The organism is Candidatus Methylomirabilota bacterium (assembly GCA_035764725.1).
Classification (GTDB): domain Bacteria; phylum Methylomirabilota; class Methylomirabilia; order Rokubacteriales; family CSP1-6; genus DASRWT01.
Window position 1 is genome coordinate 1 of the sequence record DASTYT010000040.1, and the last position, 15,966, is coordinate 15,966.

A 15,966-nucleotide genomic window follows, 5' to 3' on the forward strand; every position below is an offset into this window, starting at 1 on the left:
AGACCACCTTGACTTTCTTTCGGCGCCCTGCCTAAACTCAGCGAGCAATTCTCGATATTTCCACTCACTAGACGGGGGTGCCGGTGATGGGCAAGCGGGCGGTCTATCCCGGCATGTTCGACCCCATCCATAACGGCCACCTCGATCTCATCGAGCGGAGCCTGCGCATCTTCGACGACCTGATCGTGGCGGTGGTCGCCAACCCGTCCAAGGCGCCGCTCTTCAGCGTCAAGGAGCGGCTCGAGCTGATCGACGAGGCCACCCACGGGCTGACCCGCATGCGCATCACCTCGTTCGACGGCCTCCTCATCGACCTCGTCGATCGCGAGGGCGCCGACTGCATCGTGCGGGGCATCCGCGCGGTGTCGGACTTCGAGTACGAGTTCCAGATGGCGCTGATGAACCGGAAGCTGCGCGCGACGGTGGAGACCGTCTTCATGATGCCGCACGAGCGGTACACCTACATCTCGTCCCGCCTCATCAAGGAGGTGTCCTCGCTGGGCGCGCCGGTCACCGGCCTGGTTCCTCCCGCGGTGGAAGCGCGTTTGACCGAGAAATTCTCCAGAAAGCAGGGCTAGCCGATGCTCGCCGACCGCCTGAAGACCCTCGTCCCCTCCGCCACCCTCGCCATGAACGCCAAGGCCCGCGCCATGCGCGCGCAGGGCGTGGACGTCATCTCGTTCAGCGTCGGCGAGCCAGACTTCGACACTCCGCGCCGCATCAAGGACGCGGCGGTGCGGGCGCTCGATAAGGGACAGACCAAGTACACCGAGGTCGGCGGCATCCCCGAACTGCGCGCCGCCGTCTGCCACAAGCTCAAGCGCGATCACGGCCTCGAGTACAAACCCGACGAGGTCATGGTGTCCTGCGGCGCCAAGCACACCCTCTACAACATCGTGATGGCGCTGGTGAACGCGGGTGACGAGGTGCTGATCCCCAGCCCGTACTGGGTCTCGTATCCCGAGCAGGTACGGCTCCTCGGCGGCGTGCCGGTGCCCGTCGAGTGCCACGAGTCGACCGGCTTCGACCTGGACCCCGCCGCGGTGCGCCGCGCGGTGACGCCGAAGACCAAGCTCATCATCCTCGACAGCCCCGGCAATCCCACCGGCGCCGTGTTCTCGCCGGCCGCCCTCGAGGAAGTCGGGCGGATCGCGGGGGAGCGCGGCCTCTGGGTGGTCTCGGACGAGTGCTACGAGGCGCTCACCTACGAGGGGCGGCACGTGTCGATCGCGTCGCTGTCGCCGGAGGTGAAGGCGCGCACGATCCTCGTGAACACCTGCTCGAAGGCTTACGCGATGACGGGCTGGCGCATCGGCTATGCGGCGGGGCCCAAGGCGATCATCGGCGCCATGACCGACATCCAGAGCCAGGTGACGTCCAATCCCGCGTCGGTCGCCCAGTGGGCGGCGGTAGAGGCCCTCACCGGCCCCCAGGACGAGATCGCCAAGATGGTGGGCGAGTTCGATCATCGCCGACGCGCGATCATCGAGGCGCTCAATGCCATTCCCGGCGTCCGCTGCGCCACGCCCAAGGGCGCCTTCTACGCGTTCCCCAACGTGTCGGGTCTGTTCGGCAAGACCTGGAAGGGCGGCGTGCTCAAGGGCTCGGTCGACGTCTGCACGTTCCTCCTCGAGGAGGCGCGCATCGCCTGCGTCGCCGGCCAGGACTTCGGCTCCGACGCGCACATCCGGATCTCCTACGCCACCGGCATCGAGACCATTCGCGAGGGCATGCGGCGCATGGACGCCGCGGTCCGGGCGCTCGAGGCCTGAGCCCCGCTCCACGAGGACGGCATGAAGATCGAAGGCTCGCACGACATTCCTTCTCCGCCGGACAAGGTCTGGGCGGCATTTCTCGACCCCGGCACCCTCGCGAAGGCCATTCCCGGGTGTGAGGGACTGGAAGAGATCGGGCCCGGAGAGTACAAGGCCGTGATGAAGGTGGGGGTGGCCGCCATCAAGGGCACCTTCGAAGGCCGCGTCAAGCTGGCCGACCTCGATCCGCCGCACCGCTACCGGATGGCGGTGGAGGGCAAGGGCGGTCCCGGCTTCATGCGCGGCGAGGCTGCGATGTCGCTCGCGCCCATCGAGACGGGCACGAAGGTGAGCTACGACGCCGACGTGCAGGTCGGCGGTCTCATCGCGAGCGTCGGCCAGCGCATGCTGGGCGGTGTCTCCAAGATGTTGCTCGATCAGTTCTTCACCCGCATGACCGAGCTCCTCGCCGAGCGGGCGTGAGGCCGCGCGCCGATTAACCTGCGCGTCCTCGCGCGGCTCTTGCCCGGCTTGGCGCTGCTCGTCGCGGCGCCCGCGTGGGGAGCCGACTGGGACACCGGCGAGTGCGCCCGCGGGAGCGGCGCCGGCCCCACCCGCTGCCTCTACCGCTCGCTCCTGCCCAGCTCGGGCATCGTCGCGGACTGCGAGTCCGATGCGCGCTGCCGGGTGGGCGCCTACTACGGCTCGCCGGATGCGCCGACGTGGTTCGAGGTGCCCGCGGGCATGGACGCGCTGCCGCGCCCGCGGGTGCGCTGGCACACCGCGACCCTCGCCGAGGTGCGCTTCGACTGCGGCCCCACGTGCACCACGAGCTATTTCTTCGAGGCGCGCCGGCGGCGGATCTCGCCGGCCCGGGCCGCTGTGCTCGACGTGGACGTGCGCCGCTCCCTCGTGGCGACCGCGGAGGGACCGGCGGTGGTCGTGCTGCAGATCTTCGCTGGCCGCGCCGTCGCCCGGATCGAGCGGCCATGGTCGGCGGGTCTCACCGCCCGCGAGGCGGTGACCGCGCTGCACTTCGACCCCGACGGCCGCGTGACGTTCACGTGGCTGTCGGGGCCCGAGCGACGCCCGGTCACGGAGCGCGTCACGGTGCCCTCGGTGCCCTCGGCCGGTTGACGTCGAGCGGCAGCTCGCGGTCCTCGGTAGCCCCTTGTCGGCAAGCTCCGCGGCGAGCACTATGTTGCCGCTACGGGCTCGTGTCCACCTCACGGATCAGGGAGGAGAGCGAAACATGGATCTCGGACTCAGGGGCAAGCGGGCCGTCGTCACCGGAGGCAGCAAGGGAATCGGTCGGGCCGTTGCGGAAGGATTCGCCGCCGAAGGAGCCCATGTGTCGATCTGCGCGCGCAACGCCGACGAGGTCACCGCGGCCATCGCGTCGTTGAAGGCGAAGGGCGTCAAGGCCTTCGGACGCGCGATCGACGTGGCTGAGGGGCCCGCGTTGACGGCCTGGATCACCGCGACCGCCGGCGAGCTGGGCGGCATCGACGCGCTGGTCTGCAACGTGAGCGCGCTCGCGGTCGGCGACTCCGTCGAAACGTGGGAGAGATCGTTCCGCACCGACATGATGCACACCGTCAACGCCGTTGCGGCCGCCGTGCCATTTCTCGAGAAGTCGACCGCCGCCTCGATCGTCTTGATCTCGAGCGTTTCCGGTTTCGAGGTGGACTTCGCCGCGGGCTCCTACGGGGCGATGAAGGCCGCGCTGATCCACTATGCGAAGGGATTGAGCCGGCAGCTCGTCGCGAAGGGCATCCGGGTGAACTGCGTGTCGCCCGGCAACACCTATTTCGACGGCGGCATCTGGCAGACGATCGAGAAGAACATGCCGGACCTGTTCCAGTCGACGCTCAAGGTCAATCCGACCGGCAAGTTCGGGACGCCCGCCGAGGTCGCGAACGGCGTGGTCTTCATGTCGAGTCCGATGGCGAGCCGCATTTCCGGCACCAACCTGGTGATCGACGGCGCCCTCACCGTGGCCGTGTAGGAGAAGTCCCCATGAACGAAACGCTCCGTCACACGATTCACAAGAGGCACGTTCACCACGGGTGGAACAACGCGTTTCCTCCCGCGCTGAAGATCGCGCCGGGCGAGACCGTGCATTTCGAAACGCTCGATGCCTCGTCCGGGCAGCTCACGGCCACCTCGACGGCGACCGACCTGGAGAAGCTCGACCTGGCCCGGGTCAACCCGGTCACGGGGCCGGTATACGTCGACGGCGCCAAGCCGGGCGACGCGCTGAAGGTGAGCGTGCTGGCGTTCCGCCCGTCGGGCTGGGGCTGGACGGGGAACATCCCGGGATTCGGCCTGCTCAGCGATCAGTTCCCGAAGGCCAGGCTGCACCACTGGAGCTACGATCCGGGCCTCGCTCCCGCGATGTACGGGCCGGGCGGTCGCGTACCCCTCCGGCCCTTCACCGGGACCATCGGTGTCGCGCCCGCGGCCCCCGGGCTTCACAGCATCATTCCGCCCCGCAATGTCGGCGGGAACATGGACGCCCGAGACATCGCGGAGGGCGCCGAGCTCTACCTCCCGATCGAGGTCGAGGGCGCGATCTTCTCCGTCGGTGATACGCATGCGGCCCAAGGCGACGGGGAGGTGTGCGGCACCGCCATCGAAACCCCGATCGACGTCACGCTGAAGTTCGAGCTGGTGAAGGGCGCCAATCTCCGCTCACCGCGGTATGCCACGCCCGGCCCCGTCACCAGGCACTTCGATGCGAAGGGGTACGAGGTGACGACGGGTATCGGGCCGGACCTCATGGCGGGGGCACGGATGGCGGTGTCGGAAATGATCGAGCTCCTGGCCCGGCGCTTCGGCTACGCGCCCGTCGACGCGTACATGCTGTGCAGCGTCTGCGCGGATCTGCGAATCAGCTCGATCGTGGATGTGCCGAATTGGGTCGTCTCGTTCTACTTCCCGCGCGTGGTCGTCGAATAACGGCTACGCCGGAGATCTTGCCCGCTCGGGACTGCCTGCATTACTCTCGCCCAATGATGACTCGTTCGGTGTGGATACGGCTGATCGGGTTGGTGCTCGCGCTGGGGATCATCCAGGCCGCGCCGGCCCGGAGCCCGGCTCAGACCTCGACGCGCGTGTACCGCGTCGGCATGCTCGCCATGGGCAGCCGGACGCCCGACGGCCGTCCGCCCGCCGCGCTCCGTGAGGGGCTCCAGGAGCTCGGCTACATCGAAGGTAGGAACATCGTGTACGAGGCGCGCTGGGCGGAGGGGCGGGCCGACCGGCTGCCCGCGCTCGCCGCGGAGCTCGTGAACGCGCGGGTGGACGTGATCGTCACCCAGGGCGGGCCGCCGACGCCGGCGGCCAAGGCGGCGACCTCGACGATTCCCATCGTCATGTCCCAGGCCGCCGGGGACGCGGTCGAGCTGCGATGGATCGACAGCCTGGCCCGCCCGGGCGGGAACGTCACCGGGCTCACCGACGAATCCGTTCAGCTCAGCGCCAAGCGCATGGAGCTCTTGAAGGAGGCGATCCCGAAGGCGTCGGTGATTGCGGTGCTCTGGAACGCCAGCGACCAGGGGATGACGCTCCGCTACCACAAGATCGAGGAGGCGGCCCGCGTCCTCGGCGTGAAGGTGCAGCCCATCGAGGTGCGGACGCCCGACGACTTCGACGCGGCCTTCGCTACCATGACGCGCCGGCGTCCTGATGCCATGTTCCTCGTGGCGGACGGGCTGACGACCATCAACGGCACGCGCGTGGTCGAGTTCGCCAACGCCCAGCGCATCCCCGCCATGTACGAGTGGAATTTCCTGGTCCGCGCCGGCGGGCTGCTCTCCTATGGTGTCGTGCCGGCTGACGGCTTCCGTCGCGCCGCCGTGTACGTGGATCGCATCTTCAAGGGCGCCAAGCCGTCAGAGCTCCCCGCCGAACAGCCGACGCGTTACGTACTCTCGGTGAACATGAAGACCGCGGCCGCGCTCGGTGTGACGCTTCCGCCGTCCTTGCGGCTCAGGGCCGACGACGTGGTCGAGTAGCGGAGCCGGACTCGCCTACGCCGCGGTGGCAGCGAGGGGCGCGCGGAGCGCGAGGGTCAGGGGCAAGGTGGCGAAGACCGCGACCCCGATCGTCGTCAGAGTGAGGACGACCCCGCCCCAGTCGCTGAGGAGCCCGTAGGCGAACGGGGAGAGCGCGGAAGCGGTGATGCCCACCGTGTAGAACACCGCGTAGCTCCGCGCGCGCTTGTCGCTGGTGACGAGGTCGGCCACCGTCCCGTAGAGCACCGACGAGGTCCCGTTGAGCGCGATGCCCAGCGGAACCAGCATGAGCAGGCAGCCGCCCAGGGGCAGCGCGAGCAGCAGAAGGATGCCGACCCCGGTGGCCGCCTCCGTCAGGATCACGGTCCGGATCACGCCCAGGCGATCGGCGAGCGCGCCGCAGGCGAGCTTGCCCGCGGCGCCGCCCGCGAACACGAGCATGAGGGCCACGCCGACCGTTTGCACGCTCGATCCCTTGCCGATCAGCAGAAACGGCAGGAACGTGAGGAAGGCCGTGCGCGTGGAGTTGTCGATGACGTGTACCGCGGACAGCGCGCGGAATCCGCGCGCGTCCCGGATACCCCAGCCCGACGAGGAGGCGCCCGCCTCGCCTGGCTCCGCCGCCACCGCGCCACCGACCTGAAGACGCGCGAGCGCGGCGATCACGAGCGCGGCGGCCAGCAGCCCGAGCACGGCGTAGCCGCGGGTGGCTTCACGCCAGCCCACCCAGGTGGCGAGGAGCGCGACCGCCGCCGGGACCGCGACCTTGCCGAGGTCGCCGGAGAAGTTGTACGTGCCGAGCGCCATCCGACGCGCCCCCCCGTCGTAGGCCTTGGAGACGAGCGACGACGAGAGGGGATGCTGCACCGACGAGCCGAGACCCCCGACGAGGAGACACAGGAGCAGACCCACGAACCCCCCGGCCAGGCCGGCGGCGATGAAACCCAGGGCGGTGACCGCGGTGCCCGCGGCGAGAAGGCGCGCCTCGCCCCATCGCTCGGCGAGGAGGCCGGCGGGAATCTGGCCGCTCGCCATCCCGCCGCTGTAGGCGGTCTTGAGCAGGCCGACCTGGGCGAAGTTCAGACCGAACTCCGCGCTCCAGATGGGCAGGAGCACGTAGATGATGTCGGAGAAGCCGTCGTGAACGAAGTGGGTCGCGCAGGCCGTGCCCAGCACCGCGCGCGCCCGGCGGATCATACGCGCGATTGTGACACGGCCACGCCCCCGCGGGCAAACCCGCGGCGAATCAGTCCGGCAGCCTCGCCATGAAGTCGAGCACGGCGCGATTGAACGCGGCCGGCTGGTCGCGGTTGCCGAAATGCCCGGCCGGCGACAGGAGCACGAACTCCGCGTGCTTGATCTTCTCGGCGATCACGCGCATGGGCCCCACCGAGGGATCCTCGTCGCCGCAGATCAGCAGGGTGGGGGCGGCGATCTCGGGCAGCCGCTCGGTGATGTAGTCCATCTGCAGCAGCGCGCGCAGGGCGTTGGCGTAGCCGATCGGCTTGAGCATCCGGTACATCGCGAAGACTTCCTCGCGCGCCTTGGGGTCCAGCTTGAGGCGCCCGGACACGTTGGGATTCGACGCGATCGCGAAGTCGGCCATCGCGTCCATGCCGCCCTCGAGCACGACCTGTATGCTGCGCGCGCGCATCACCACGTTGTCCACGCTGAGCGGCAGCCCCGCTGCCGAGGACGAGTCCACGATGATGAGCGCACGCGCCCGGTCCGGGTGCTTCAAGACGAAGCGGGTCGCGATACCGGCGCCGAGGGACAGGCCCCCCACGACCGGACGCTCGAGGGCGAGGTGATCGAGGAGGTCGTGAAGGTCGAGCACCCAGTGGCCGAAGGTCACCCGGGTGGGATCGGCGGGCGCCTCCGAGCGCGCGTGCCCGCGCGGCTCCCAGAGGATCAGGCGGTGCCGGGCGGCGAGGGCGGCCACGTTGGGCTGCCACATGCCGGCATTGCCGCCGATCCCGTAGGCGAGCAGCAAGGGCTCGCCGGTCCCGTGCTCCTCGTAGTAGATCCGGACCCCGTCGGTCGTCGTGAAGTAGGCCATCAGAGGGGACCTCCTGCGAGTGTGGTACAAGAGAGGACACACCATGGAACGGTCCTTCGCGGCCGAAGTCAAGCAGCTTGCGCTCGGCGCCGGCGGGATCCTCCGCGGCGAGGGCATTCTCGCCATCACCAAGGCGCTCTTGCAGTCCGGCGTCTCGTACGTGGGAGGCTATCCGGGCGCGCCCGTCTCCCACCTCCTCGACGTGATGGCCGACGCCAACGAGAGCCTTCTCGAGCCCATGGGGGTATACTTCGACGCCTCCGCCAACGAGGCGGCGGCGGCCGCGCTCCTCGGCGCCTCCATCAACTACCCGATGCGCGGCGCGGTGACGTGGAAATCGGTGGTGGGCACCAACGTGGCCGCGGACGCGCTGTCGAACCTCGCCTCCGCCGGCGTCATCGGCGGCGCGCTCATCGTGGTGGGGGAGGACTACGGCGCGGGGGCGAGTGTGATCCAGGAGCGCACCCACGCGTTCGCGCTCAAGTCCTCGCTGCTGCTCTTCGACCCGCGTCCCGAGCTGCAGAACCTGGCGCACACGGTCGAAGAGGCCTTCGCGATATCGGAGGTCTCGAACCTCCCCGCGGTGATCAGCCTCCGCATCCGCACCGCCCACATGCGCGGGACGATGGTGTGCCGCGACAACGTCCGGCCGGCGGTGAGCATGCGCGACCGGCTGTCCGCGCACTCGTTCGACTACGCGCGGCTGAGCCACCCGCCGTCCACCTACGCCCAGGAGGCGCAGAAGTTCGAGCGGCGCCTCCCCGCGGCGCGGCGCTTCATCACCGAGCGCCGCCTCAACGAGATCGTGCCGGGCGAGCGCGCCGACGTGGGCATCGTCCTCCAGGGCGGGCTCACCCCGACCGCGCTGCGGGCCCTCTCGCTGCTGGGGCTCGCCGATCCGTTCGGCCGAAGCCGCGTGCCGCTCCTCGTGCTGAACGTCATTCACCCGCTCGTGCCCGACGAGGTGATGCACTTCATCGCCGACAAGGAGCGCGTGCTCGTGATCGAGGAAGGCATGCCCGCCTTCATCGAGCAGGAGCTCAAGGCCCTGGCCTACGAGCGTGGGCTGGGGGTCCGCATCCACGGCAAAGACCTGGTCGCGGCGCAGGGGGAGTACGTGCCCGAGGTCGTGCTGGGCGCCCTCGCGCGCTTCTTCGGGGCCGAGGCCGAGTCCCGGCGGGCCGCCCTCACCGCGCATGCGGGCCGCGCGCGCGAGATCCTGCGGGCCCCCCTGCCCAAGCGGCCGCCCGCGTTCTGCACGGGCTGCCCGGAGCGGCCGGTCTTCAGCGCGCTCAAGATCGCCCAGCGCGAGCTGGGGGAGACGCACGTGTCCGCCGATATCGGCTGCCACGCCTTCGCCACGCTGCCTCCCTTCAACATGGGCAACACCATTCTCGGCTACGGCATGGGCCTCGCTTCGTCGAGCGCTGTCGCGCCCATGTTCGGCAAGCGCGTCGTCTCGATCCTCGGCGACGGCGGCTTCTGGCACTCGGGCCTCACCGCGGGGGTGGCCAACGCCGTGTTCAATCGCCAGGACTCGGTGCTGGTAATCCTGGAGAACGGCTACACGTCCGCCACCGGCCAGCAGGCCAATCCCTCGACCGGCAAGAATCCACGCGGGCAGGCCGTGCGCATGTCGATCGCCGACACCGTCAAGAGTCTCGGCGTGTCGTGGCTCCGCGTGGTGAATCCCTATCGCGTCGGCGACACGCTCGCCACCATTCGCGAGGCCATGACCACCGCGGTCGGCGGCTTGAAGGTGATCATCGCGCGCGCGGAGTGCCAGCTCGAGCGGCAGCGTCGCGTGCGGCCGCAGATCGCCGCCCAGCTCAAGGCGGGCACGCGGGTGGAGACGCCGCGCTTCGGCGTGGATCCGGACGTGTGCACCGGCGACAAGTCGTGCATGCGCTTCAACGGCTGTCCGTCGCTCACCCTGGGGGAGAGCGGCGACCCGCTCCGCGAGGATCCGGTGGCGCGCGTGGATCAGAGCTGCGTGGGGTGCGGGCTCTGTGGCGAGGTGGCCCACGCGGCCGTGCTCTGCCCCTCGTTCTACGAGGCGCGCGTCGTGCATCATCCCGGGTGGTGGGAGCGCGTGCTCGCGCGGCTCCGTGGCCGGCTCATCGGCTGGCTCCAGACGGCCTGACCGATGGCTGCGGACGTCCCACGCCCCATTTCGATCCTGATCGCCGCCCTCGGTGGGCAGGGGGGCGGCGTGCTCACGGACTGGATCGTGGGCGCCGCCGAGCATGCGGGTCTTCCCGCGCAGGCCACCTCGACTCCCGGCGTGGCCCAGCGGACGGGCGCTACCACCTACTACGTCGAGGTCTATCCGGTGGTGACTCCGCCCGGCGCCCCGCGCCCGGTCTTTTCCCTCTATCCGACACCGGGCGACGTGGACGTCATCGTTGCCTCAGAGTTTTTGGAGGCCGGGCGCACGCTCGAGCTCGACTATGCCTCGCCCACCCGGACCACGCTGGTCGCGAGCAGCCACCGGCTCTTCGCCATCGGCGAACGGTCCGCGCTGGGCGACGGGATCTTCCCCGCCGAGCGGCTCCGTGAAGCGGCTCGGACGCTGACCCGCCGCACCATCGTCTTCGATGCGCTCGACGCCGCACGGAGCGCCGGCTCCGAGGTCAACGCCGTGCTCCTGGGGGCGTTCGCCGCCACCGGCGCCCTCCCGCTGCCCGACTCGGCGTTCGAGACGGCGATCCGGGAAGGCGTGGCCGCCGAGAAGAACCTGGCCGGCTTCCGGGCGGGCCGGGAGATCGCCACGCTGGGGACGAGCCTCGACGTGCCGCGCCCGGCCGCGCGCCCGTGGGGGGAGACGCGCGCGGCGCGGGCGGCCGCGCTGGGGCGGCGCGGGCCCGCCTTCCTCGCCCTGTGCGCGAAGGCCGAGGCGGCGCTCGACCTCGCCCTGCATCCAACCGTCGGGGAGGCACTGGCGCGCCTCATTGACTATCAGGATGCCCGCTACGCGGAGCGATGGCTCGGGCTCGTGGACGAGATCCGAGCGGTGGATCCGGACACGCGGCTGACCGAGCGTGTCGCGCGGCGGCTCGCGCTATGGGCGACCTACGAGGACGCCATTCGGGTGGCCGACCTCAAGACTCGGCGGTCGCGCTTCGCCCGGATCCGGGCGGAGCAGGCCGCGCCCGAGGGCGCCGTGCTGGTCGTCACCGACTATCTCAAGCCCGACCTCGACGAGATCTACGGGCTGCTTCCCGCCGCAATCGGCGGCCGCATCGCGCGCTGCGCAGAGGCGCGCTGGCCCGAGGAGCGGCCCGCGCTGGGTCAGCACGTGCGGACCACCACGGTGCTCGGCTTTCTGCGCGTGTGGGGGCTCGGGCGACTGCGCTTCCTCCGGCCTCGTTCGCTGCGCGCCGCGCGAGAGTGGGCGCTCATCGAACGCTGGCGCCGGGCGGTGCTGGAGTGCGCGGCGGTCGACACCGAGCTGGCTATCGAGGTGGCGGAGACTGCCGCCGTCGTGCGGGGCTACGGCGGCGTGCGGCGGCGACTCGCTGCCGCCTTCGGCCGGCTCCTCGACGAGATCGTCGCCCCTGCGGTGGCGCGCGACCGCGCGGCCGGAGCGGGGTACGCGCGCTCGCGCCGTATCGTTGCGGAGGCTCGCCGGTTGCTCCTCGCCGATGAGCAGGGTATCGGCGCCGCCCTGAACCTCGTCGTGGGAACCGCGTAGGCCATGGCCGACAATGTCCTGCTCGAGCGCAAGGGGCCCATCGCCACCGTCACCCTGTCGCGTCCCGACCGCCGGAATTCGCTGAGCGACGAGATGCTCAGCGACCTCGTCACCGCCTTCTCCGCCCTGCGCGACGACGATTCGACGCGGGTGGTGATCGTCACCGGCGCGCCCCCCATCTTCTCCGCCGGCGCCGATGCGCCCTTCAAGAAGGGGATGTCCGAGGAGGAGCGGCGGCGCATGTTCACGTCGCGGAAGAGCCAGTTCCGTCGGCTCTTCGAGCGCGCCAACGTGCTGCTGGAGAACCTCGAGCAGGTGACGATCGGCGCCATCAACGGCCACGCCGTCGGGGGCGGGTGGGGGCTCGCGCTTGCGTGCGACTTCCGCATCGCCGCCGCCGAGGCCGAGTTCTGGATCCCGGAGGTGGATCTCGGGGTGCCCCTCGGCGTGGCCACGACCACGCGCTTCGTGCGGCTGCTCGGTCCCGCGCGCGCCAAGGACGTCATCATCGGCGGCCGCCGATACTCCGCCGCCGAGTGCCTCACCCTCGGGCTCGTGCACGCGGTGCACCCGGGCGCGAGCCTGGCCGGCGCTATCCAGGCCTACGCGGAGCGGCTGGCCGCCAAGCCCTTTCGGCCCATGGCCGAGATGAAAGCCCGCATCAACGCCCTCGCGCGCACTGGGGTCCCCGAGGTGAACGCGATGACCGAGGGGTTCCTCGACCGCGGGTGAGTGGTATCCGGCCGGATACGGATTGACCGCGCGCCGGGCAGCGGCGAGACTCGCCCCATGGCCACGATCCTTCCCGACGAGGTGCCGTCCCGCTGGCTCGGCCAGATCCGTGCCCTGTTCGAGGCTTCGAAGGACGAGACCCGTTTCTTGATCGAGGCTTCGAAAGAGGAGGCGCGTTCCTTGATCGAGGCTTCGAAGGGCGAGACCCGCTCCTTGATCGAAGCTTCGAAGGAGGAGACGCGTACCTTGATCGAGGCTTCGAAGGAGGACACGCGTACGTTGATCGAGGCCTCGGCGAGCGAGACGCGGCGTCACTTCGACGTGGTCGCCGAAGGCCTCCGCTCCGACATTCGGGCCATCGCGGAAGGGCACGCGACGCTCAACGACAAGCTCGACGGGTTTCAGGCGGAGGTGCGGCGGGAGTTTCGCCGCGTCGATCGCCGCCTCATGCGACTCGAAGCGCGGCGCTGAGCGCCGGCCCGCGCGCCTAGGCCTCTCGCGGGGACTTCCCCCGCAGCTCATCGTAGACGTTTCGGCAGCGTGTCTCCCTGACGGCGAGACCGATGAGCACCGCTGCCAGCATGAACGCGGCGCAGACGAAGAACGCCGCACGGTAGGCCTCGGCCGGATAGACTCGCGCTCCGCCCGCCATCGCGCCCGTCCAGCGCGCGTCCAGCACGGCACCGATCGGTCCCTGCGTGACGGCGGCAGCGATGAAGCCGCCGAGGTTCACCACGGCGACGGCGCTGCCCGCCAGCGAGGGGGGATTGACCTCGCGCCCGATGGGCCAGGTGAGGACGAAGGCGCTGCCCACGAGCCCCATCGCGAACAGAAGGGCGGCCACGGCGGTGAGGGACAGCGCCCCTGCGGTGGACGCGAACACCGTCCAGAGAGCCAGCTGCGCGCCGGCCAGCGCCATGAAGGGCAGCTTCCGGCGGCGGAGCAGATGATCGGAGACCCAGCCGGTGAGGGGGCCCGACGCGAGCAGCGCCAGCGGCGTCGCGCTCGCGTAGAGCGCCGCGTGCGTCATGCCGAGCCCGTAGGCATCGCGCAGGAACGGCACGCCCCAGAGCATGAGGTTGCCCATCGCCGCGTAGAGGAAGAAGAACGAGAGGAACGGCGGCCAGGTGTGGGGGTTGCGGAGCACGGCCAGCGTGCCCGCCGTGACCTCCGAGAGGCGCGGGGCCTCCGAGGGCGCGGCGGCCCCGCCGGCATCGGGAGCGTCGCGAACCAGGGCAAGGCACGCCGCCGTCCCGATCAGCGTGAGCAGGGTGATCAGCCAGAGCGCGCCGCGCCAGCCGACCCACGCGCTGAGCGCGGCCAGCGGCGCCGTGGCCACGAGCGAGCCGAGCACGCCGACGGAGGCGGTCAGGGCGGAGATGGTGCCGAAGCGTTCGGGGGGAAACCACGCGGCGCCGAGTTTCAGCGCGCCGATGAAGATCACGGTGGCGCCCGCACCGATGACGAAGCGTCCCGCGAACAGCACGGTCGGCGTGTTCGCGGCTGCCATCGCGAGGGTGCCGAGCCCCATGATCGCGCTGCCCCCGGCCAGCACCCGGCGCGCGCCGAATGCGTCGATCAGGAGGCCGCCCGGCAACATGAAGCCCGCGTAGCTGTAGAAATAGGTCGCGGAGAGCAGGCCCACCATCGTGCCGGTGGCATTGAACGCCTCCATGAAGTCCCTGGCCAGCACGCCGGGAGCCACGCGGTGCAAGAAGGCGATCAGGAACAGGTACGCCGCGATGCCCCACATGAGCCACCGCGTCCGGCTGCTCCGGGCGGCGGCGGACGCGGGCGCCGAGCGCAGCGCCATCAACGGGTCCAGAAGCCGAGAGGATCGCACGCGCGCACGATCGCGATCTCCTCCGCAGTCGGTGTGGGTGTCTCGCGGACGTCGGGGGCCAGCCGCAGCGCCCAGCCGGTGGCCTCGCGGACGCGATCGACGCTCTGTCCCGGGTGATAGGACGCGAGCACCATCTCCGATGTCTCGGGATCGAATCGGAACACCGCCAGCGTGGTGATCACCGCGGCGGGGCCGCCGCCGGGCAGTCCCACTCGCTGCCGCCAGCCCGTGCCGCTCCCGAACCCCGGCGAGGTGATGAAGTCGACCCGCTCGCGGAAGCGGTGCTTCTCCTGGGGCATGATGACCACGAAGCGCTTGGACAGCGCCGCGATGTCGCCGCCGCCGCCGGAGCCGGGCAGGCGCACGCGCGGCCGGCGCCAGTCGCCCACGTAGCTGGTGTTGAGGTTGCCGTGTCGGTCGATCTCGGCCCCGCCGATGAAGCCCAGGTCCACCAGCCCTTGTTGTAGCACGCCCATGATCTCGCGGGTGCCGGTGGACCACACCGCGCCGGGTAGATTCGGCGTGTCGCTCATGGTCATCAACGTCTGGTCGGCGGGGCGGTCGCGCACGATGCCGTTCTCGAAGAGGCCGACCGCCCGGGGGGCATGCGTGCGCTTCGCGAATGCGAAGGCGAGCAGAGGCAAGCGCATGCCGACGAAGACGGTTTCGCCGTCGCGGATCTCGCGGCCCGCCGCGATTACCATGAGCTCCCGCTCGGTGTAGCCCGCGGGAACGGGCCGCGCCGACGGGCTCATTCGCCGAGATCCACGGGCAGGGAGGGCCGGGGTATCTTCGCGCGCAGCGCGTCCAGCCGCGCGGCGCCGATCCGCGCGAGAAACCCCTTCCAGTCGCCCGACTCGAGCACCCAGTGGCGGAGCCAGTCCCGCGTCCCCTCGACGGTGCGTGTGTCGGTGTGGTAGCGGGCAAAGAACCCATGGTCGCGCGCGTAGAAGCCCTGGAGCGGCGAAGGGTATGCCCCGAACGGCTCGTGGACCACGGCGGCAATCTTGCCGGGCGGCGCCAGCACGAGATTGGGATCGCTCAGGATCTCGTCCGTCGTCCGGATCTCCTCTGCGACGATGATCACCCGGCGGCAGGCGAGGGCGGCCTCGCGCGTCACGCCCAGGGTCCCCCACGCGTGCGCATGGCCCTCCGCGTCCGCGCGCTGCACGTGGAGGATGGCCACGTCCGGCGTGAGGGCGGGGATCAGCGCCACCGGCGCGCCCGACCAGGGGTCGGTGGCGGTCCGGAAATGCGGGTTCGATTCGAGCAGCCCGGTGCCGAGCAGGCTGTGGGTGGGGATGTAGGGCGCGCCGGTCGAGCCGGCGAGCAGGGCCATGGCCAGGCTCAGGTTCGTGTGGTCTTCGACGGCCAGCGGCGCCGGCACGCCCTGCTCGCATGCGCGCCGGTAATTGTGACCCAGTCCCTCGCTCACATTGCCCACCCAAGCGGCGATGATCCGGCTCGCGCAGCCGGCGCCCACGAGCTGATCGAAGAGGATGTCGGAGATGGGGCCGATCAGCGTGAGGTCTCGCCGGGCCTGCCGGATGAGCTCGTGGCCTGCCGCATAGGGAATGGCCGCCTCGAGGGCCGTGCCCATGCACACGGAGGAGCCGTCCAGGACGAAGCGGGCGATCGCCTCCCTCAGCGTGACGAGCTTGGACGCGGACACCCGGTCATCTTAACCCGCTTCGGCGGCCGGCCCGCGGGGCGCGAGCGCGGTTTCTCATCTCTGGCTCATCGCCCTCTCATCTGCGGTTGCTAGGGTGGGCCCCGGGGGCCTCTACGCCAATATTCAGATCGCGGAGTCGCGAAGAAACGGACGCGATCGCACAGTATCTGCTCGAGATCGATCGCATCCAGCG

At 70.4% G+C, this 15,966-nt stretch carries 16 protein-coding genes; 11 read left to right on the forward strand and 5 right to left on the reverse strand.

Annotated elements, in window-relative coordinates; genetic code table 11:
- The first annotated feature begins 86 nt into the window (after window positions 1-86).
- The 7 genes from coaD to VFX14_05400 all read left to right on the forward strand — a co-directional run bounded on the left by coaD (window position 87) and on the right by VFX14_05400 (window position 5,773).
- Window positions 87-578 (forward strand): pantetheine-phosphate adenylyltransferase, encoded by a 492-nt coding sequence (gene coaD / locus VFX14_05370; GenBank protein HEU5189100.1) that lies wholly within the window; start codon window positions 87-89, stop codon window positions 576-578.
- 3 nt (window positions 579-581) lie between these two features.
- Window positions 582-1,772: a pyridoxal phosphate-dependent aminotransferase gene (locus tag VFX14_05375; protein HEU5189101.1), complete on the forward strand. Its 1,191-nt coding sequence runs from the start codon at window positions 582-584 to the stop codon at window positions 1,770-1,772.
- A 21-nt stretch (window positions 1,773-1,793) separates the two neighbouring features.
- Complete coding sequence (locus VFX14_05380; GenBank protein HEU5189102.1) at window positions 1,794-2,237, forward strand: carbon monoxide dehydrogenase subunit G; 444 nt, start codon at window positions 1,794-1,796, stop codon at window positions 2,235-2,237.
- Between the two features lie 48 nt (window positions 2,238-2,285).
- Entirely contained in the window at window positions 2,286-2,891 is a 606-nt protein-coding gene (locus tag VFX14_05385) for a hypothetical protein (protein HEU5189103.1), read from the forward strand.
- 115 nt (window positions 2,892-3,006) lie between these two features.
- On the forward strand, window positions 3,007-3,762 hold the full coding sequence (locus tag VFX14_05390) for an SDR family oxidoreductase (GenBank protein ID HEU5189104.1): 756 nt from the start codon (window positions 3,007-3,009) through the stop codon (window positions 3,760-3,762).
- A gap of 11 nt (window positions 3,763-3,773) precedes the next feature.
- Window positions 3,774-4,715, forward strand: coding sequence for an acetamidase/formamidase family protein (locus VFX14_05395; GenBank protein ID HEU5189105.1), 942 nt, complete (start codon window positions 3,774-3,776; stop codon window positions 4,713-4,715).
- Between the two features lie 68 nt (window positions 4,716-4,783).
- Window positions 4,784-5,773 carry an ABC transporter substrate-binding protein gene (locus VFX14_05400; protein ID HEU5189106.1) on the forward strand — a complete coding sequence of 330 codons (990 nt, stop codon included), beginning with the start codon at window positions 4,784-4,786 and terminating at the stop codon, window positions 5,771-5,773.
- Between the two features lie 15 nt (window positions 5,774-5,788).
- Here VFX14_05400 and VFX14_05405 read toward each other — a convergent pair whose 3' ends face one another.
- Both VFX14_05405 and VFX14_05410 read right to left on the reverse strand, forming a co-directional pair.
- Window positions 5,789-6,970, reverse strand: coding sequence for an MFS transporter (locus VFX14_05405; protein ID HEU5189107.1), 1,182 nt, complete (start codon window positions 6,968-6,970; stop codon window positions 5,789-5,791).
- Between the two features lie 49 nt (window positions 6,971-7,019).
- Window positions 7,020-7,832 carry an alpha/beta fold hydrolase gene (locus VFX14_05410; protein ID HEU5189108.1) on the reverse strand — a complete coding sequence of 271 codons (813 nt, stop codon included), beginning with the start codon at window positions 7,830-7,832 and terminating at the stop codon, window positions 7,020-7,022.
- 43 nt (window positions 7,833-7,875) lie between these two features.
- On the opposite strand from VFX14_05410, the gene VFX14_05415 reads away from it, so the two are divergent.
- The 4 genes from VFX14_05415 to VFX14_05430 are packed head-to-tail and all read left to right on the forward strand — an operon-like array spanning window position 7,876 to window position 12,729.
- Complete coding sequence (locus VFX14_05415) at window positions 7,876-9,975, forward strand: indolepyruvate ferredoxin oxidoreductase subunit alpha (GenBank protein ID HEU5189109.1); 2,100 nt, start codon at window positions 7,876-7,878, stop codon at window positions 9,973-9,975.
- A gap of 3 nt (window positions 9,976-9,978) precedes the next feature.
- On the forward strand, window positions 9,979-11,526 hold the full coding sequence (locus VFX14_05420; GenBank protein HEU5189110.1) for an indolepyruvate oxidoreductase subunit beta family protein: 1,548 nt from the start codon (window positions 9,979-9,981) through the stop codon (window positions 11,524-11,526).
- Window positions 11,527-11,529: 3 nt separating this feature from the next.
- On the forward strand, window positions 11,530-12,258 hold the full coding sequence (locus VFX14_05425) for an enoyl-CoA hydratase/isomerase family protein (GenBank protein ID HEU5189111.1): 729 nt from the start codon (window positions 11,530-11,532) through the stop codon (window positions 12,256-12,258).
- A gap of 57 nt (window positions 12,259-12,315) precedes the next feature.
- Window positions 12,316-12,729, forward strand: coding sequence for a hypothetical protein (locus VFX14_05430; protein HEU5189112.1), 414 nt, complete (start codon window positions 12,316-12,318; stop codon window positions 12,727-12,729).
- Between the two features lie 16 nt (window positions 12,730-12,745).
- Here the strand turns inward: VFX14_05430 and VFX14_05435 are convergent, their stop codons facing one another.
- The 3 genes from VFX14_05435 to VFX14_05445 are packed head-to-tail and all read right to left on the reverse strand — an operon-like array spanning window position 12,746 to window position 15,773.
- On the reverse strand, window positions 12,746-14,071 hold the full coding sequence (locus VFX14_05435; GenBank protein HEU5189113.1) for an MFS transporter: 1,326 nt from the start codon (window positions 14,069-14,071) through the stop codon (window positions 12,746-12,748).
- Window positions 14,071-14,856, reverse strand: a complete 786-nt coding sequence (locus VFX14_05440) for a CoA-transferase (protein ID HEU5189114.1) — start codon at window positions 14,854-14,856, stop codon at window positions 14,071-14,073. Before VFX14_05440 ends, VFX14_05435 begins: the two co-directional genes overlap by 1 nt.
- A complete protein-coding gene (locus tag VFX14_05445) occupies window positions 14,853-15,773 on the reverse strand; it encodes a CoA-transferase (protein ID HEU5189115.1) in 921 nt (306 codons plus the stop codon). The genes VFX14_05440 and VFX14_05445 overlap by 4 nt, the downstream gene beginning before the upstream one ends.
- Window positions 15,774-15,966 lie beyond the last annotated feature (193 nt).

Excerpts from the sequence above, each read along its gene's own strand:
- coaD (HEU5189100.1), top strand. The coding sequence starts at position 87 with ATGGGCAAGCGGGCGGTCTATCCCGGCATGTTCGACCCCATCCATAAC.
- VFX14_05375 (HEU5189101.1), top strand. The coding sequence starts at position 582 with ATGCTCGCCGACCGCCTGAAGACCCTCGTCCCCTCCGCCACCCTCGCC.
- VFX14_05380 (HEU5189102.1), top strand. The coding sequence starts at position 1,794 with ATGAAGATCGAAGGCTCGCACGACATTCCTTCTCCGCCGGACAAGGTC.
- VFX14_05390 (HEU5189104.1), top strand. The coding sequence starts at position 3,007 with ATGGATCTCGGACTCAGGGGCAAGCGGGCCGTCGTCACCGGAGGCAGC.
- VFX14_05395 (HEU5189105.1), top strand. The coding sequence starts at position 3,774 with ATGAACGAAACGCTCCGTCACACGATTCACAAGAGGCACGTTCACCAC.
- VFX14_05405 (HEU5189107.1), bottom strand. The coding sequence starts at position 6,970 with ATGATCCGCCGGGCGCGCGCGGTGCTGGGCACGGCCTGCGCGACCCAC.
- VFX14_05410 (HEU5189108.1), bottom strand. The coding sequence starts at position 7,832 with ATGGCCTACTTCACGACGACCGACGGGGTCCGGATCTACTACGAGGAG.
- VFX14_05415 (HEU5189109.1), top strand. The coding sequence starts at position 7,876 with ATGGAACGGTCCTTCGCGGCCGAAGTCAAGCAGCTTGCGCTCGGCGCC.
- VFX14_05420 (HEU5189110.1), top strand. The coding sequence starts at position 9,979 with ATGGCTGCGGACGTCCCACGCCCCATTTCGATCCTGATCGCCGCCCTC.
- VFX14_05425 (HEU5189111.1), top strand. The coding sequence starts at position 11,530 with ATGGCCGACAATGTCCTGCTCGAGCGCAAGGGGCCCATCGCCACCGTC.
- VFX14_05430 (HEU5189112.1), top strand. The coding sequence starts at position 12,316 with ATGGCCACGATCCTTCCCGACGAGGTGCCGTCCCGCTGGCTCGGCCAG.
- VFX14_05435 (HEU5189113.1), bottom strand. The coding sequence starts at position 14,071 with ATGGCGCTGCGCTCGGCGCCCGCGTCCGCCGCCGCCCGGAGCAGCCGG.
- VFX14_05440 (HEU5189114.1), bottom strand. The coding sequence starts at position 14,856 with ATGAGCCCGTCGGCGCGGCCCGTTCCCGCGGGCTACACCGAGCGGGAG.